The organism is Hyphomicrobium sp. LHD-15 (genome assembly GCF_031157355.1).
GTDB lineage: Bacteria > Pseudomonadota > Alphaproteobacteria > Rhizobiales > Hyphomicrobiaceae > Hyphomicrobium_C.
The window spans coordinates 1,442,632-1,458,403 of record NZ_JAVIFT010000001.1 but is presented as its reverse complement, the minus strand read 5'-3'; the positions used below and the strand labels follow the sequence as shown (position 1 = coordinate 1,458,403).

The following is a 15,772-nucleotide window of genomic DNA, read 5'->3' as shown; positions in this document are numbered from 1 at the left end:
AGTAAATCTAGGCGTTGCCGACTGAGAGACACCCACAATTGGGCTCCCGCCTGTCGTGACCGACGGAGGTTGCCACATGCTCCCCGATCCACATTCCTATTTCACCGACGACGAGCTGTCTGAGCTCAAGAACGTTTACGCGGCCGCATGCCGCGAGCTCGGCATCGACCTCAGCGCCAACCATGGCCCGTTGAGAGAACGCGTCGCGAGCTTGGTCATGGATTTCGCGCGCGCCGGTGAATGCGATAGTGACGTCATCCGCATGCGCGTGATCGGCCAACTGAATGCGCTCGAAAACGCATCTCGAGCGCCGCCTCAGAGCACTTTCTGAAGCAAGCCGCTCAAACCAATCTTCTCAAACTACGCGTTCGCAAAAGCCAATGGGGCACCGGCCGGAGTTTGAGTCCAGCCAGTGCCCCTAGTAATCAGCGCCATCCTGAGTGCTCCGGAAAAGTGTGATCCCATAGGAAGCACGGCAAAACCGAAGGCCTGAGTGGCGCACCGGAGGAACAACGCGGTATTGGGCGTCATGTTCCTTCGGGAATGCGATTTTTCTCGTTTGCCGCCTGTCGCTGGGCGGCGGCTTCCTGATCGAGGCGGCCCGTCGCAGCAAGCCGCAGCATCCGCAAGTCCCCCCGCAACGACCACAGCGGATGAGAGAAAGTCGCGGGCGTGTTGCGCTCGAAAATGGCATGCCCGGCCCAAGCTGCGCCGTACGCCGATACGACCGCGCCGATCAGCCATTGCGGCTTCCATGTCGCAAGAAAAAGCGTGGCGCAGCCGAGACCAACTGCCGTTCCGCCCAAATGCATCAGTCGCGTCCTGCGATCAGAATGGGCGTTGATGTAGTCGGGCCAGAACTCTTCGAACGAGGTAGGCTCTTTCGCATGTACGTCTGTCATGGGCGACCCTTCGAAAGCTGCCTATCGAGCACTTACGTCTCAATACGCGAGCGAAGGCGCGTGTTCCCCGTTATCGAAATGCTCTTCGGGTTCAGGAGAGATCGCCGCGAATCCGCGTCAGATCATTTCCTTGAGCAGCGTCCGGGCTGCGACTTCGGGCTTGGTTTCTTCCGCGCCCGTGCATCTCCGAAGTGTAACGCCGCCAGGCGCCCAGTAAATGACGGACACGATATCGCCCTCGACGCAGAAAGTTGCGTCGTGATGCTTGCCGTCTTTCGCGATGCTGAAAGAGTGAGACAGCGATGGAGCAGTGGCCATGTGGCGTTCCTTCGTCCGTTGCGGATGAACGAACAAACTTTTCCTGTGAATAAATTATACGCTGAGTCGGAGGATGGCGAGCTACGTCTGAATACGTACTCTCCGGCGCCCGGCCTAAAGGCAAGGCCGGCGCGGAAAAATTGCTGCAATGCAGTGGAGAGGCTTGCGAGCCGAAACGGACTATCCGTCTGAGCGCATCACCGACTTCGGACGAAGCTGCACCAGTTTCGCCTTGGCCAGAGGCCGAACGGTCTTGCCGCTCCAGAACAGCTTGTCCGTGAACGAAAGAATGTCCACCGCAAGCGTTAGGACCGGTGCGACCAGAAGATAAAGCACCTTCGTATCAGTCCGGCAGTGCGGCCACTCGCGCCGCGCGATCCAGAGCGAGCGCCCGACGTAAAAGGCGGCAAGCGCCATCAGGAGGGTCGAACCGGAGAGAAGCAACGACAGCCCGGTCGCGGTTTCTTCAGCTGCAATAAGCTCTTCTGTCACCATCAACACCAGATCACATTCGGCCAGGGATCAAGTTTAGAATGTCATGAATGTAACATCGAAGCCAGGCAAGCGTTCCAGTTAATCAACCCCTTACGGGTTCTTTCTTAGGTGCGTCGGGGGTGCAGGTGAGACTGTCGCTTCCTCCTGCCGCGGCGATTTTTTTATCTCGGTATTGCGGATCTCGCGCCTGACGCCGCGCAGTATGATCATGAGCGTCGCCGTGACCCGCCGTGGAGGCAGCTTGCACGTGCGTGCTCCCGATGAGACACGCAATCCACGTCCCTATGCGACCGATGTGCGTTTCCCGGATCCTTCTCGGCCGCGTTTACCCTTATCGCCGCCAGGGCCGAAACAGGCGGACCGCAAACGATCGTTGGCATCGATGCTGCAACTTGCCGTTCATGAACAAGAGTTTCAGGTCATGAACAAGAGATCGTCGGCGAAACTGCTACTTCGTTGTCTCGGAATGGGACTGTTGGCTGCCGGTCCGGGCGCCGTTGCGGCTGCGCCGGGTCAGGAGCCTGGAGCCGGACACCGAATGCCGACCGGCGTCGAGCTGATTGCGTTCGAAGCGCCAGGCTGCATCTACTGTCCGATTTTCCGCCGTGACGTGCTGCCGTCCTATGCTGCCTCGCGCGCCGGCAAGGCTGCCCCTCTGCGCTTTGTCGACTTGAATGACGAGGCAGCGGACAGCTTCCAGCTTTCGGCGCCGGTCACGATGGTGCCGACCCTCGTTCTCGTCCGCGATGGTGTCGAAATCGGCCGCATCAGCGGATATTTCGGCCGCGACAACGTCCATCACATGTTGGATGCGATGCTCCCGCTCGAATGAGCTAAGCATGATGACACTGCCGCGCTAGCGCTCCTGCGCGTTCTGGCCGTAGCTCTTGAAACGTTCGAGCGCCTCCTGCATTTCCGCGTCCGTCAGCAGGCGCGGAGGGCCGAGCAGCAGGAGCTTGTAGTATTGCTCGGCGAGCACCTCGACCTCATGCGCGAGCTCGAGCGCGCTTGCGAGCGTCTCGCCCATGGCAATAGCGCCGTGATGTGCCATCAGGCAGGCTTTGCGGTCCTGAAGGCCGCGCGCGACGTGCTCGGCCAGTTCCGCGCTGCCGAACAGGGCATACGGCACGAGCGGAATATCGGCCCCGCCCGCCACCGCGACCATGTAGTGAAAAGCCGGGATCGATCGCCCCGCCGAGGCCAGCACCACGGCATGAAGGGAATGCGTGTGCACGACCGCATTCATGTCGGGACGCGCCTGGTAGGCCGCGAAATGGAATTGCCACTCCGACGACGGCTTCCTTTGTTTGCCCGGCACGCTTCCGTCGGCGGCGACGAACACGATGTCTTTGGGGCCAATGTCTTCGTAGGCAAGGCCCGTCGGCGTGATCAGCATGCCGTCTGCGAAGCGGCACGAAACGTTTCCGGATCGGCAAGGCGAAAGACCGCTGCGGCTCATGGCGAGCGCGGTGTCGAGCACGTCTCTCCTGAGCCGGCTTTCCCCGGAGGCGCTGGGCTTCTGCGTCTTCTTCTCTCCGGCGCGCTTGTCCTTGCCGCTCTTGGTCATGCCGCGCTCTCTCTCCGCTCCGGATAAAGCGAGAGAAGCCCGTTGCGGTCGGCAGACGCAACGCCCCGTTCGGTGATGAACCCTGTTACGAGGCGCGCGGGCGTCACGTCGAACGCGGGATTGGCGGCAGGAGAGCCGGGTGCGGCGATGTCCACGGTCACGACCGAGCCGTCTTCGAGCCTGCCCTGCATCTTGAGCACCTCGTCGGCGCTGCGTTCCTCGATCGGGATTCCGCGTCCCGACCCGAGCGTCCAGTCGATCGTGGAATAGGGGAGCGCCACATAAAACGGCACGTTGGTGTCGTGGGCGGCCAGCGCCTTGAGATAGGTTCCAATCTTGTTTGCGACATCGCCGTTCGCCGCAACGCGATCCGTGCCGACAATGCAGAGGTCCACCTTGCCATGCTGCATCAGGTGTCCGCCCGCGTTGTCGACGACAAGGGTATGCGGCACGCCGTGGCTGCCGAGCTCGAACGCCGTCAGCGAGGCGCCCTGATTGCGCGGGCGTGTTTCGTCGACCCATACGTGCACGGGAATTCCGGCGTCGTGCGCCTGATAGATCGGCGAGGTCGCGGTCCCCCAGTCGACGCAGGCGAGCCACCCCGCGTTGCAGTGGGTCAGGATGTTGACGGGTTCACCCTTGGGCTTTGTCTTGGCGGCCGCTTTGATCAGCTCCAGGCCGTGCACGCCGATGAGACGGCACGTCTCCACGTCGTCGTCAGCGATGGCTTGCGCTTTCGTGAATGCCGCCGCAGCGCGCGCGCTGGCGGGCAGGTCCTGAACGGCACGGCGCATCTCCTCGAGCGCCCAACGCAGGTTCACGGCCGTGGGCCGCTGCTTCGCAAGCAAATCGATGGCACCGGCGAGCACGGTGTCCGAAGCGTCACGACGAAGCGCGAGTGCGAGTCCGTAAGCCGCCGTCGCGCCGATCAGCGGAGCGCCGCGCACCTGCATGGTGAGGATCGCGCGGGCTGCCTCCTCCGCGGAGCGGATGGACACCGTCTCGAACCGGTGCGGCAGTCGGGTCTGATCGATGACGACGAACGACGCCCCGTCGTCCTCGGGCCAGATCGTGCGAAAGGATTTGCCGTTGATCTTCATCGGATGCCCCGCAGCCCGGTTTTGCGTTGTGCGTTGCTCAGTCGAGCCCGCCCATCACCGGCGGTCCTAAAGGAATATGGATCGTTTCGTCGAGTCCGCATCCCCCGTCCGAGAGCCCGCAGGAGAGCTGGTACCACTCGGCGTAAGGCCTGGCGGAGCGATCGGCGATGGCGAGGCCGCTTCTGCCGCAGCTTGGGCAGGCAACCGGCGTCTCGGGATCATCCCGCCAGCGGCGGATGGTCTCGAGCGCAGTTGCCAGTGCCGTCGCCGAAAGACCCATTCAATGTCCTTCGAATGCCACAAGGGAATGACACGCGATATCGTGGCTTTTCAGAAGCTTGCTGCCCCCGAGATCGGGAAGGTCGATGATGAAGGTCGCCCCCACGATGGTGCCGCCTGAGCGTCTGATCAGCTTGGCGGCTGCTTCCGCCGTGCCTCCGGTTGCGATCAGGTCGTCAACAATCAGGATCCGCTGACCCGGCGCGAGTGCGTCCTCGTGGATTTCGATGACATCGACGCCGTATTCGAGCGAATACTCCTGGCCGATGGTTTTCCAGGGCAATTTGCCCTTTTTGCGGATCGGAATGAAGCCGCAGCCGAGGCGGTCTGCGATGGCGCCGCCCAGGATGAACCCGCGCGCCTCGATGCCGGCGACGGCATCGATCGGCTGCGTCCGGTAGGGCTCGGCCATCTGCGCGATGGCCGCCTTGAAGCCCTGTGCGTCTCCGAGGAGGGTGGTCACGTCGCGGAACATAATGCCGCGCTTGGGGTAGTCCGGAATGGTACGGATCAGGTCTTTTAGTGAGTTCAAGAACACCTCCCGGTCAAATTCGTGGCGCAACTTAGCAATAACCTTTTCGCGAGGATAGCAGCGCGCGCGCCCGCGCAAACGCTGCGGGAGACCATGATCGCTTCGGGCCCTATCCGTCCGAAGCGTGAATCATCGGTCTCGTCTAAGGGGCGATACCACGCCTTTTGTGGAGTTATGGTGACGATATGACGGATGCGAATTTTCCGCTGACGGCGGACAGCGATTTTGACGATCTGCCCCGCACCCTGCGACGTGAGCGCGACGCCCGCGCACGGGAGGCAAGGGAGCGCGAGCAACGGGACAAGCGGGAGCGCGAAGGCCGCTCCGGCATGGACGCCTCTCTCGGAGACCCCCCGTCCTATCTCTCGCGTGGCCGGCCGGCGCCGACCGCCTACAACGATGACCCCGTTCCGGCGTCCGTTCAGCGCTTCGATGTTCCGTTTCTACGCCTGGTAGCGTTTTTCCTGAAGGCGGTGTTGGCATCCATTCCGGCGCTGATTCTCCTCGGCACCATTCTCTATTTCGCCGGCAAGGGGCTCGAAGCGTATTTCCCGGAGCTCGTGCGCATGAAGATCATGATTACGTTCCCGGGCGGTTGAGCGCACAGTTTCTTTTCGACCTACGAAAAATCCGCCGGCGAGCATCGCTCGCCGACGGATTTTTTTATTGCTCGAATGAGCGATCGTCCCGCTTAGAGCGAGTTCGACCAGTCGTCGAGTTCCTTCTTCACCTGGTCCTTGCCGTATCCATAGCGCTCTTGGATCTTGCCTTCGAGCTGCTCGCGGCGGCCGTTGATGGTGGTCAGGTCGTCGTCGGTGAGCTTGCCCCACTTCTCCTTCACCTGGCCGGAGAACTGCTTCCAGTTACCTTCGATACGATCCCAGTTCATCGCAAAACTCCTATGTTTGTTGAGAGTGTCGTGAGTAGCGCAAGTCACAACTCCTTCGTCGTGCCGACGCTTATGTCGGCACGCGCGTTCGCGTCATGACTAGAGATGGATGTCGATCAAAAACGGACACCGCCTCGCGGCAATGCTCGCGCGTCGTCACCTAGGCTCGACGTATGAGGCCGAGTACGAGCGAGATGACGAGGAAAACAATCGCCACCCAGAACAGGAGACGAGCTCCTTCCATTGCTGTACCGGCTACGCCGCCGAAGCCCAGAAACGCCGCAACAAGTGCAACCACGAGGAAAACAACGGCCCAGTGCAATAAATTGCCCATTATTCTCTCCGAGCGTTTCGAAGTTCGTTACCTCGTCATAACGTTCGGTCGGAAAATAGGTTCCAGCGGCCGTTGCATCGCGAATGAGCGACGTTCACGCAGGATGGTGCCGCGCTGATTACGTTCAGCCGGCGGGGCCGATCGGGAAGTGCCGCGTCCAGGCGGCCCCGTTTGTGTCATGCGCAGTGATGGACATCTCCGCCGCGCCGTTCGTCAAGTAGTCGAACTCCACCATCGGGTTCTGTGCGAGCGTGATCGAGCCGGTCATTTCGAACACCAGCGCGTCGCCCTGGCGCGCTTCGATCCGATCCACCATCAACAGCGGGATATAGAGCAGGCTCACCGGATCCAGCACCATGCCGGTGTGGTTCGGATGGTTGAGGCTGTAGCGTGCGCGCGCGATCTGGTGCGACCCGCTGGGTTTATTGCCGACGGCCGCAAAATCCATCTTACCCATGTTGGCGGCAATTTCGGCCGGATCGCCGACAGGAGGCGCCGAACACGACGCCTGCCCGCCTGCGAACTTCACCAGTTGCTCGGCCATGTAGAGTTTGCCGTCGCTGGTTTCGACGATGACGCGCACATCGGACTGCTGATCGAGACGGATGTGGGTGATGATATGCGCGTGGGTGCGCGCCTCGCCCAGCCGGAACACGGCGGCGACCGGCGAAGGATTTTCATCCACCACGAACGAGACCGATTTGATACTGCGGCCTTGGTCGGAGGCATCGTGCCCGAGCGTGATGTCGGCCTCGATCGGCACGCTGCGTACGTCGTCCGGTCGATAGGGCGCCGTGAGCTTCACCATCCCGCGGCCGTCCTGGATGGCGCGCCCGGCGAAGGCCTCGGCATGGATGCCGGGCCAGCTGTCGCTTGCGAGCGCGGTGCCCGGCAGGCAGGCGGCAACTGCGGCCAATGTCGCGATCGAGAAAGCGAAGAACGAGTGTTTCGGACGGCGGACCATGGGGGACGTTTCCCTTCTTTGAGACCCGGCGCTGCTGGGAGCGAAACGCGACGCGTGCAGATATTCGGGAATGTCTTCCCTCCGTTATGGGAAGTCAATCTGCCAACCATCTTGCGCCGCGATGGGAAGGTTTCCGGCAATTGAAAATCAAACGGGCCGGCTTTCCGCCGACCCGCCTTCGTTGTTTTATCTCGTCCTGCTGCCGCCCTTTACGGTCCCGCCGCCGGCCGGAAGCCGGCCTTGACCGCCTCGCTCTCGCTGCAGAACCAGCGCTCGCCTTTCTCAGGCTCCACCTTCACCTTCGCGTACCAGGGGCTCCACGGCATATGAAAGATGTGGCCGTTCTCGGTGATGTTGCCCTTGATCGCGCAGCCTTCGGGTGCCGCCGTTTCCGCAACGTCCCAGCGATGCTCGCGGAATGTCCACGGCGGCTCGGCTTCGCCCTTCCAGATGCCGATCTTCGCCTTGCGGGCTTCGGCTTCAATGGTTTGATATTTCGTGGAGTATTTCACGAAAGCCCAGGCATGACCGGTGCGAACCATCTCCGCGTTGATGTCTCGCCCGTCGGCCGAGCACCAGCCGAGTACACGCCCGTACTTGTCGCGCCCGGCGGATTGGCAATCGACACGCCGCCCGCCGACCATCCACCGCAGTTGCGCCGTGGCGGCGCGACCGCATTTCCAGCTTCCGAACCAGCCGCCTCCGCAGGTTTGATCCGTCTCCGGGGCATCGATGCCTTCGAGGCGAATCCGCTCTCCGGCGATCTCGAGCGTATCGCCGTCGATGACGGTCGCCGAGCCGCTGAGGATATCCCCGCCCGGGGCTCGCGCGGAGCCGGAGGAGGGAACCAGAAGATAAACCGCTGTGGCCAGCGCAAACGCCACCGGAAGCAGCGGACGGACGACACGAACATGCTCACTCATAGGTTGAAGAGTGACAGAGTCGCGTGTCGAAATGCAGACCCAATAACGGCACGATAATGCCGCTTAAGTTAATAATATGGCAGGATAAATTATGGTAAATACAACGTTAACGAAGGGTGAGATTGACCCTCTGAGGTTGAATCCGGAATCGGATCTCGATGCGAATAGGGCCTGAGGCATCAGTCCGGCCCGTGTCGCCCCAAAGCGTGGATAAATGTACGGCCGGGCGCGCACGTTGGGCCGCGCCCTGACACAATTACCGATTACGAGCTTTAGCTTGCGTATCCGTGGGATCTTGTGTCTGCGGGATGATGTGTGCGTCCCCGATAGATGTGGCCGGTCCTGAGATCGAAGCCCCATAGAACCAGACCCCATACCACCAGACCCATGAGGTCAGGAGACCGATGACGAACAGAACCCCGCCGCAGGGGAGGCCGCCCCGGCTGGAAACCTATCGCCCATCCGAGGAGCGGACCGGTTCGCCGCAGAGGCCGGCACCGGACGATTATCGCGCCGGCCACAGACCGGACCAGCGACCGGAGCCGCACCTTGGATACCCGCCGCCCCAGCGGCCGTCGCCGCAAGGCGAGCCCGCCCAAGGCCTGCCAGGAAGAGCGCGGGTGCCTCATCAGTACGGACCGCCGCTCGCCGCCGGTCCGCGCGGACCCATGCCATATCCCCAGCATCCCGAAACCCGCTACGCCGCAGCGCCGCGCGGGCGCTCCGGGTTGGGATCGGTGGTGTTCTACGGCGCGCTTGGCGTCATCGCGATGGCGGCCGGCGCGGTGGCGTTCGCGCTGACGGCGCTGCCTGCGAATTTCGTGCGCGACCGCGTGATCGCCGCCGTCAAGGAAAAAACCGGCCGCGATCTCGTGATCTCCGGTCCCTCGTCCTTCACGATCTATCCGGGCGTCGGCATTTCCCTGGCCGACGTTTCGCTGTCGGGCGCGCCGGGTTTCGAAGGTGCAAAACCTCTCGTCACCATGCAATCGCTCGATGTCAGCGTGGCGCTGCTGCCGTTGCTGCAGCGTGAGGTGCGCGTGAAAACCATGCACCTGCGCGACCCCGTCTTCAATCTCGAGGTGGATGGCAGCGGCCGCCGCTCGTGGGACTTTGCCGAAGTGGACGAACGCCGCGATCGGATCCGGCTCGCCCAGGCCGGGGGGGCGACCTCCGATGCGCCGCCGATCGATGCGTCTGGCCGGAGCGGGCAGCGCTTGCGCGTCGGTGACGTAAAGCTCGAAGACGTACGCATCGATAACGGCACGTTGAACTATGGCGACGCGCGCACCGGCAGCCGTTCGACGTTCTCGGCCATCAATGTCGAGCTTGGCCTGGCCGCGTTGACCGAGCCGCTGCTCGCCAAGGGCAATCTGGCCTGGAAGGGCAAGACGGTGAATTTCGACAGCACCCTGACCTCCGTCTCCGAGGTCATGGATCACCGCCCCGCCAAGCTCAAGCTGACGCTTGGCACCGATGCGCTCGATGCTACGTTCGATGGCTCGGCGAGCTTCGATAAGGATCTCACCGCCGAAGGCATTCTGTCGGCAAAGTCGCCGTCGGCGCGCGAGCTGGCAGGCTGGCTCGGAACCGAGATCGCGCCGTCTAACGGCTTCGGCGCACTGACCGCCAAGGGGTTGTTCCGCGGCAAGCCGGATCAATACATGTTTTCGACCGCCGAGATCGTCCTCGACCAGACGACGGCGCGCGGAGAAATCAGTCTCGATACCCGGGGCGCCCGGCCCTATGTGAAGGCCAATCTCAGGCTCACCGAGCTCGATCTCAACACCTATCGATCGCATGGTAGCGCGAGCCCATCCTCGTCGACGTCGGGCGCACCGAAAGCACAACAGGGAGGCGCGCAGTCGATCGAGGACCTCTTGGGTCGCGGCGAGGAAAGCGCGCCGGCTGGTCCACGCGTGAAGGGCTACACCAAGCGCGACGGCTGGGACGAGGAGCCGCTCGATATCGATGGCCTCGGCCGCATCGACGCCAACGCCAAGCTTTCGGTCGGGCGCCTCACGGTGCGCACGATCCGGCTCGATCAATCCGATCTGACGATCGCGCTCAAGAACCGCGTGATGAAGACCACGCTGGACGAGGTGCGCCTCTACGAAGGCAAGGGCCACGGCACCATCACGCTCGACGGCACCGCCGGCAACTCCGCGAGCCTGACCGCGAACATTGCGCTCGACGGCATCTCCGCCCAGCCGTTCCTGAAAGATGCCGCAGAGCTGGATCGCCTGACTGGCAAGGGCCGGCTGGCGCTCGCGCTGGCCGGGCAGGGAGCAACCGAACGCCAGCTCGTAGAAACGTTGAACGGCAAGTTCGAGTTTGCCTTCGCCGACGGCGCCATCATCGGCATCAACGTCGCCGAGATGATGCGCGGTCTCAGCAAAGGAAGGTTCGGCGGGCTCGGCACCGCCCCATCCGACAAGACCGACTTCAGCGAGATGACCTCGACCTGGACCGTGAACCAGGGCGTCGCCGAAAATCAGGATCTGAAACTCCTGAGCCCGCTGATGCGCCTCTCGGGTTCCGGCCGCGTCACGCTTCCCACGCGTGAAGTCGACTACATGCTGCGTCCGAAGCTGGTCGCGAGCCTGTCCGGGCAGGGCGGCGCGCAGGATGTCAACGGCATCGAGGTGCCGGTACGCGTGCATGGTCCTTGGGAGAACCCGAAATACACGCCCGATCTCGCCGGCATCCTCAAAGATCCCAAGGCGATCGACACCATCAAGCAGGTCGGCAAGCAGCTCGAAGGCAAAAACACCGACGAGATCGTGAACGATTTGCTGGGTGGTGGAGAGAAGGCCGAGAAGAAGAAAGCGAAGGCCAAGAAGCTGCTCGATCAGTTCCTGAAACCGGAGTGAGAGCCCCTCGCGCGCGAGCGTGAAACCGTCACGAATTGCGGTGTCGAAACGCTGCGACGTTACGGCGAAAGTTTTTGAGCCTTCAGGGTCATTTTTCTCTTGCGGAGGGGGGGGACTTACATCATATGAGCGATCTCCGTTCGTCCACCTGCCCTTAAGGTCAAGGACTTCCATCCCCACACCCCCAAGGTAAGGAGCGTTCGGGTTGAATCTGTCTGCTGGTTGGGGAGGGTCATATGGCCTTTAATGACACCCTCTTCCAATTGGGGATGGACTTGACTCGTTCAAGCCCCGCCCAAAAGGAAGATCTGCATGCGTCTGCGCAGGGTGCGCGCGCTGCTCTTGAGGACACGACCGAGGACCGCGGCGTCGGCAGTTATGCCGGCCGGCACCTGATCGTTGATCTGTTTGGTGCCCGCAAGCTCGATGATATCGAGCACGTGGAACGGACTCTGAAAAAGTGTGTCGAAGCTGCAGGCGCGACGCTGCTGCACATGCATCTTCACCCCCTGAAGCCTACGGGCGGGGTGACGGGAGTTGCGGTGCTGGCGGAGAGTCACATCTCCATCCACAGCTGGCCGGAATCCGGCTACGCCGCGCTCGATGTGTTCATGAGCGGGACGGCTGATCCTGCTCGAACGATCCCTGTTCTCCAGGAGGCGTTCGGCGGCGAGGTGCGGATTACGACGCATCATCGCGGCGCGGCGCCAGGGGAGAGCGGCGATCAGATCCGCAAGGCATCCAAGCCTGCTGCGTCCGCACGGCCCCGCGCCGTCAGGAAAGCGAAGGCAGCCTGAAAAAGGTTTTGCGCCACCTTTGGCAGGCTGATCCTGAAAGGGTCGGCGCAACCAGGCTGTGCCGGACCATGATCGCTTCGGACCCACGCGCTCCGATCGTCGCGGCCCCTATTGGGCGCGGCGTGAATCGGCAGCGCAGGAAATGCCCGAAGCGTGAATCATCGGTCCCATCAAAGATAGAGCGGGATTGCCAACGCAATCGCGCTCTAGGGTAGTCGGCAGACAGACAAGGGCGCGTATCCGACCCAACCGGATACGCGCCCATTTTCTTATCGACTAGGCTCTGTGTCCCTGCCGCCTGCCTGCTGTCAGTTGCCTAGTCGTCACGCCATCTGCGCCGCGCAGGCCCCACAGCGCCCGCGCAATTCCAGCGTCATCGCGCGTACGGCGAACTTGGACTTCTTGGCCCAGCTTGAAAGCGCGTCGACGGCGCGGGCTTCGGCAAACTCCGTCACTGTTCCGCAGTCCTCGCAGATCGCGAACACGGCCGATCCCTGGTGCCCGGTTTGGCAGCACGCGACGAACGCGTTGAGTGATTCCAGCCGGTGGGCGGAGCCGGAGGCGATCAGCCGGTCGAGGGCTCGATAGACGGTCTGCGGCGCAAGCGTCGCCCGATCGCGAAGCTGGTCGATGATCTCATAGGCCGAAACGGGGCGTCCTGATTCGCGGAGCGCCGTGAAGATGAGCTTGTCTTGCTCCTGCGCCGGTCGGCGCTTGGTCACTTTGCGTGTCATCAAATTCTCTGGTCCCAAATCCTTTGGTCCAAGGCCACGAGGACGGCTGACTTAAAAATAGTATATCACAGCCGCCCAAACCCAGGTCAGGGCGCCCTGGAGTGGCTTGCGGCCGCAAGGGTTAATTCGGCGCTTTTTCCGCGCTGAGCCCTGTATTTGCTGGGCGAACGTCGATTGCCATTCCCGCCCGTCGCGGCTATAACCCGCCGATCTCAAGCACAAGCGAGAGACCTGCCCGGCACCCTTGGAGGCCGGATGCAGCCACGGGCCTATCCTAAGGCCCTTTTTTCATTGGAGAAATGCCATGTCTGAGATCATTGAGATCAAGGCCACGGCGCGCAGTCGTGCCGGCAAGGGGGCCGCACGTCAAGCTCGCCGCGAAGGAAACGTTCCCGCTGTCATTTACGGAGAAGGCCAGCCGGCCGAAATCATTGCCATCAACGGCAACGACCTCTGGAAGCAGTTCATCAAGGGACACTTCACCTCGTCTGTGTTCGAAATCGCTGTCGGTTCGAACAAGATCCGCGTCATTCCCCGCGACGTTCAGGTCGATCCGGTCAAGGATCACCCGATCCACGTCGACTTCCTGCGCATCGGCAAGGATGGCATCATCCGCGTCTCGGTGCCGATCCAGTTCACCAACCACGCGCTGTCGCCCGGTCTGAAGCGTGGCGGCGTTCTCAACATCGTGCGCCACGAAGTTGAGATCTTCTGCCCCTACGACCGCATCCCCGCGTCCTTCGAGATCAACCTTGAAGGCCTCGAGATCGGCAAGTCGATCCACATCTCGGCCGTCACCATGCCGGAAGGCGTGAAGCCAGTGATCGGCAACCGCGACTTCACCGTCGCGACGATCGCAGGCGCCAAGAAGGACGACGAAGAAGCCTCTGCGACGGCCGGCGCTGCCGATGCCGCTGGCGGCGACGCCAAGGCTGCGGCTCCTGCCGCCGCCAAGGGCGCTGCTCCTGCCAAGGGTGCTGCTCCCGCCAAGGGCGCTGCCCCGGCTGCTGCCGGCAAGGCCGCTCCCGCTGCGAAGCCCGCAGGCAAGAAGTAAGAAGTCCTATTTGCAGGAAAGGCCGGCGGCCCGTTATACGGGTGCCGGCCTTTTTTGTTTTGACAGACGGGTATCCGGATGAAGCTTTTCGTCGGCCTTGGAAATCCTGGCAGCGAGTATGCTGGAAACCGTCACAACGTCGGTTTCATGGCTGTCGACCAGATCGCGCGCGCGCATCGTTTCGGTCCCTGGAAGCGCAAGTTCCAAGGCCATGCCGCCGACGGCGAAATCGCCGGCGAGAAGGTGCTTCTGCTGAAGCCCGACACCTACATGAACGAGAGCGGCCGCTCGGTGGGCGAGGCCGCGCGTTTCCTCAAGATCCCCGAAGCCGACATCGTCGTGTTCTACGACGAGATCGATCTTGGTCCCAGCAAGCTCAAGGTCAAGACCGGTGGCGGCAACGCAGGCCACAACGGCTTGCGGTCGATCTCGGCCCATCTCGGCAACGACTACGTGCGCGTTCGCATTGGCGTCGGTCATCCCGGCACCAAGGAGCTTGTTGCGCGCTGGGTGTTGAGCGACTTCGCCAAGGCCGATCAGGCTTGGCTTGAGCCGTTGCTCGATGCGATCGCAAAGGCCGCCCCGCGCCTCCTGAAGGACGACCAGTCGCGTTTCCTGACCGACGTCGCCAAGGATTTGGGCGAAGCGCCCGATCCCCGGAAAGATCGCGCTAAGGAAAAGAAGGAAGCGGCCGCCGAAACGCCGCCACGCCCGGCGCCCAAACCGCGGAGCCATCCGGCCGGCGAGCGCGCCGGAAAAAGCGCGAACGCGCTCGCGGAAAATCTGAAAAAGTGGCTCGCCGGCCGTAAGCCGAGCGAGTGAGCGCCGCGCGCTGGCGCACGATCTCGCGCCACTGAAGCTCGTCTCTTTTCTGATCGGAAATTGCGCCGGAGGATTTTCCGACGAAGCCTGTCCCGGACATGATCCGGGATGGACACCGGTTCGTCGCAAGAAAATCCGACAAAACAAGAATCTAGAGCGCGGCTCCGATTCCCTAGGATCGGAACGTGCTCTAGTCTCCGTTCGCGAGAGAACAAGAATGGGGGAGGCACCGCATGTCGCTCGGAACCGACAAGCTCAAGGAGCAGTTCCAGAAATCCAAGAAGGCGCGCCGTGCCTGGAGCACCTACAAGTGGTTCGATCGCATTCGCAATTGGCAGGACTGGTACAACTGGATCTCGGCATTTCTGCAAACCAAGGCCGGCGCCGTGGCTGCCCTCGGTACCACCGCGGTTCTGACCACCACCGCCGTGGTGGTCCACAACGCTGTCGTCGATCCCTATGCCGCGCCCTACGTGCCGACTGAGGTTGCCCCGCTCGTGGCGCCGGAGCCCGTGCGTCAGACCAAGGGCACGCTGATTTTCGAGATTGAAGGGCAGGATAAAGCCGGCCGGCGCGGCACGTTCGATGTCGTCGTCGCCAAGAAGCAGTTTCTCTGGGTGCGCGGCAGCGCCGAAGAGCTGGAAAAGGATGGCAAGATCATTTCGGGCGCGGAGCTGACCGGCGATGTGCTCGATCAGGAGGTGCGAGACGGCCTCGCCAGCGCCCGCGAGATCATCGCCGTCGGCACGGCTTCCCAGGAAGGTGATCCGGCCCAGGAGAGGGCTCGCGCGGCGCGGCGCGCTGCACGCACGGCCGAGCTCGTCTCTGCCGCCATCGGCGCCTCCATCCCCATCTCCACTTTGAATCTTGGCCAGTACAGCGGCAAGCGCCCGGCCGAGGATGCGGGCTCGGCGACCAACTGGCAGCGACCCTTCATGGTCATCGCCGTCAAGGAACTGGAGCCCGAGGCCAACTTGGGCGAAGCCCTCGCCGATGCGATGACCGGCAAGGAAAAGCTGCCGAGCCCGGCCAGCTATTCCGTCTTCGAACTGACAAAAGTTCGCTGACGATCCAAGCACTTGATCTAACTCCTTCGGAACTGGTCAGGCTCGGAAAAGCGATCCGTCATAGGAAAATCTGAGCGGCCGGGCGCGTGCGATCACGCGATCACGCGCTCATGCCTAGAGGG

20 protein-coding genes are annotated in these 15,772 nt (G+C 62.5%); 8 read left to right on the top strand and 12 right to left on the bottom strand.

Annotated elements, in window-relative coordinates; translation table 11 throughout:
* Positions 1–76: 76 nt before the first annotated feature.
* Positions 77–331 (top strand): hypothetical protein, encoded by a 255-nt coding sequence (locus RCO24_RS06600; protein ID WP_308960818.1) that lies wholly within the window; start codon positions 77–79, stop codon positions 329–331.
* A 196-nt stretch (positions 332–527) separates the two neighbouring features.
* Here the strand turns inward: RCO24_RS06600 and RCO24_RS06595 are convergent, their stop codons facing one another.
* The 3 genes from RCO24_RS06595 to RCO24_RS06585 form a co-directional block, all read right to left on the bottom strand.
* Positions 528–902 (bottom strand): DUF962 domain-containing protein, encoded by a 375-nt coding sequence (locus RCO24_RS06595; protein WP_308960817.1) that lies wholly within the window; start codon positions 900–902, stop codon positions 528–530.
* A gap of 117 nt (positions 903–1,019) precedes the next feature.
* Positions 1,020–1,220 (bottom strand): hypothetical protein, encoded by a 201-nt coding sequence (locus RCO24_RS06590; RefSeq protein ID WP_308960816.1) that lies wholly within the window; start codon positions 1,218–1,220, stop codon positions 1,020–1,022.
* 180 nt (positions 1,221–1,400) lie between these two features.
* Positions 1,401–1,715: a hypothetical protein gene (locus tag RCO24_RS06585; protein ID WP_308960814.1), complete on the bottom strand. Its 315-nt coding sequence runs from the start codon at positions 1,713–1,715 to the stop codon at positions 1,401–1,403.
* 421 nt (positions 1,716–2,136) lie between these two features.
* Between RCO24_RS06585 and RCO24_RS06580 the strand changes: the two genes are divergently transcribed.
* Positions 2,137–2,547: a thioredoxin family protein gene (locus RCO24_RS06580; protein WP_308960813.1), complete on the top strand. Its 411-nt coding sequence runs from the start codon at positions 2,137–2,139 to the stop codon at positions 2,545–2,547.
* 24 nt (positions 2,548–2,571) lie between these two features.
* On the opposite strand, the gene RCO24_RS06575 is transcribed toward RCO24_RS06580, so the two are convergent.
* Genes RCO24_RS06575 through RCO24_RS06560 form a run of 4 tightly spaced genes read right to left on the bottom strand, consistent with a single transcriptional unit; the run spans position 2,572 to position 5,193 of the window.
* On the bottom strand, positions 2,572–3,282 hold the full coding sequence (locus tag RCO24_RS06575; protein ID WP_308960812.1) for a class II aldolase/adducin family protein: 711 nt from the start codon (positions 3,280–3,282) through the stop codon (positions 2,572–2,574).
* Positions 3,279–4,382, bottom strand: coding sequence for an S-methyl-5-thioribose-1-phosphate isomerase (gene mtnA / locus RCO24_RS06570; protein WP_308960810.1), 1,104 nt, complete (start codon positions 4,380–4,382; stop codon positions 3,279–3,281). Before mtnA ends, RCO24_RS06575 begins: the two co-directional genes overlap by 4 nt.
* A gap of 37 nt (positions 4,383–4,419) precedes the next feature.
* On the bottom strand, positions 4,420–4,662 hold the full coding sequence (locus tag RCO24_RS06565; protein ID WP_308960809.1) for a hypothetical protein: 243 nt from the start codon (positions 4,660–4,662) through the stop codon (positions 4,420–4,422).
* Positions 4,663–5,193: an adenine phosphoribosyltransferase gene (locus tag RCO24_RS06560; protein ID WP_308960807.1), complete on the bottom strand. Its 531-nt coding sequence runs from the start codon at positions 5,191–5,193 to the stop codon at positions 4,663–4,665.
* A gap of 185 nt (positions 5,194–5,378) precedes the next feature.
* Between RCO24_RS06560 and RCO24_RS06555 the strand changes: the two genes are divergently transcribed.
* Positions 5,379–5,792 carry a hypothetical protein gene (locus RCO24_RS06555; RefSeq protein WP_308960805.1) on the top strand — a complete coding sequence of 138 codons (414 nt, stop codon included), beginning with the start codon at positions 5,379–5,381 and terminating at the stop codon, positions 5,790–5,792.
* Between the two features lie 92 nt (positions 5,793–5,884).
* Here the strand turns inward: RCO24_RS06555 and RCO24_RS06550 are convergent, their stop codons facing one another.
* The 4 genes from RCO24_RS06550 to RCO24_RS06535 all read right to left on the bottom strand — a co-directional run bounded on the left by RCO24_RS06550 (position 5,885) and on the right by RCO24_RS06535 (position 8,303).
* On the bottom strand, positions 5,885–6,082 hold the full coding sequence (locus tag RCO24_RS06550) for a CsbD family protein (protein WP_308960803.1): 198 nt from the start codon (positions 6,080–6,082) through the stop codon (positions 5,885–5,887).
* Positions 6,083–6,242: 160 nt separating this feature from the next.
* Positions 6,243–6,416 (bottom strand): DUF1328 domain-containing protein, encoded by a 174-nt coding sequence (locus RCO24_RS06545; RefSeq protein WP_020084680.1) that lies wholly within the window; start codon positions 6,414–6,416, stop codon positions 6,243–6,245.
* 124 nt (positions 6,417–6,540) lie between these two features.
* Positions 6,541–7,380, bottom strand: a complete 840-nt coding sequence (locus RCO24_RS06540; protein ID WP_308960801.1) for a quinoprotein dehydrogenase-associated SoxYZ-like carrier — start codon at positions 7,378–7,380, stop codon at positions 6,541–6,543.
* A 209-nt stretch (positions 7,381–7,589) separates the two neighbouring features.
* Complete coding sequence (locus tag RCO24_RS06535) at positions 7,590–8,303, bottom strand: thermonuclease family protein (protein ID WP_308960799.1); 714 nt, start codon at positions 8,301–8,303, stop codon at positions 7,590–7,592.
* A gap of 668 nt (positions 8,304–8,971) precedes the next feature.
* On the opposite strand from RCO24_RS06535, the gene RCO24_RS06530 reads away from it, so the two are divergent.
* A complete protein-coding gene (locus RCO24_RS06530; RefSeq protein ID WP_308960797.1) occupies positions 8,972–11,176 on the top strand; it encodes an AsmA family protein in 2,205 nt (734 codons plus the stop codon).
* Between the two features lie 236 nt (positions 11,177–11,412).
* Positions 11,413–11,973, top strand: a complete 561-nt coding sequence (gene speD / locus RCO24_RS06525) for an adenosylmethionine decarboxylase (RefSeq protein WP_308960796.1) — start codon at positions 11,413–11,415, stop codon at positions 11,971–11,973.
* Positions 11,974–12,296: 323 nt separating this feature from the next.
* Here the strand turns inward: speD and RCO24_RS06520 are convergent, their stop codons facing one another.
* Positions 12,297–12,707, bottom strand: coding sequence for a Fur family transcriptional regulator (locus RCO24_RS06520; RefSeq protein WP_308960794.1), 411 nt, complete (start codon positions 12,705–12,707; stop codon positions 12,297–12,299).
* Positions 12,708–13,011: 304 nt separating this feature from the next.
* On the opposite strand from RCO24_RS06520, the gene RCO24_RS06515 reads away from it, so the two are divergent.
* From RCO24_RS06515 to RCO24_RS06505, 3 genes are all read left to right on the top strand, one after another.
* On the top strand, positions 13,012–13,761 hold the full coding sequence (locus tag RCO24_RS06515; protein ID WP_308960792.1) for a 50S ribosomal protein L25/general stress protein Ctc: 750 nt from the start codon (positions 13,012–13,014) through the stop codon (positions 13,759–13,761).
* A gap of 78 nt (positions 13,762–13,839) precedes the next feature.
* Positions 13,840–14,583, top strand: a complete 744-nt coding sequence (pth, locus tag RCO24_RS06510; protein WP_308960791.1) for an aminoacyl-tRNA hydrolase — start codon at positions 13,840–13,842, stop codon at positions 14,581–14,583.
* Positions 14,584–14,816: 233 nt separating this feature from the next.
* On the top strand, positions 14,817–15,650 hold the full coding sequence (locus tag RCO24_RS06505) for a hypothetical protein (RefSeq protein ID WP_308960789.1): 834 nt from the start codon (positions 14,817–14,819) through the stop codon (positions 15,648–15,650).
* Positions 15,651–15,772 lie beyond the last annotated feature (122 nt).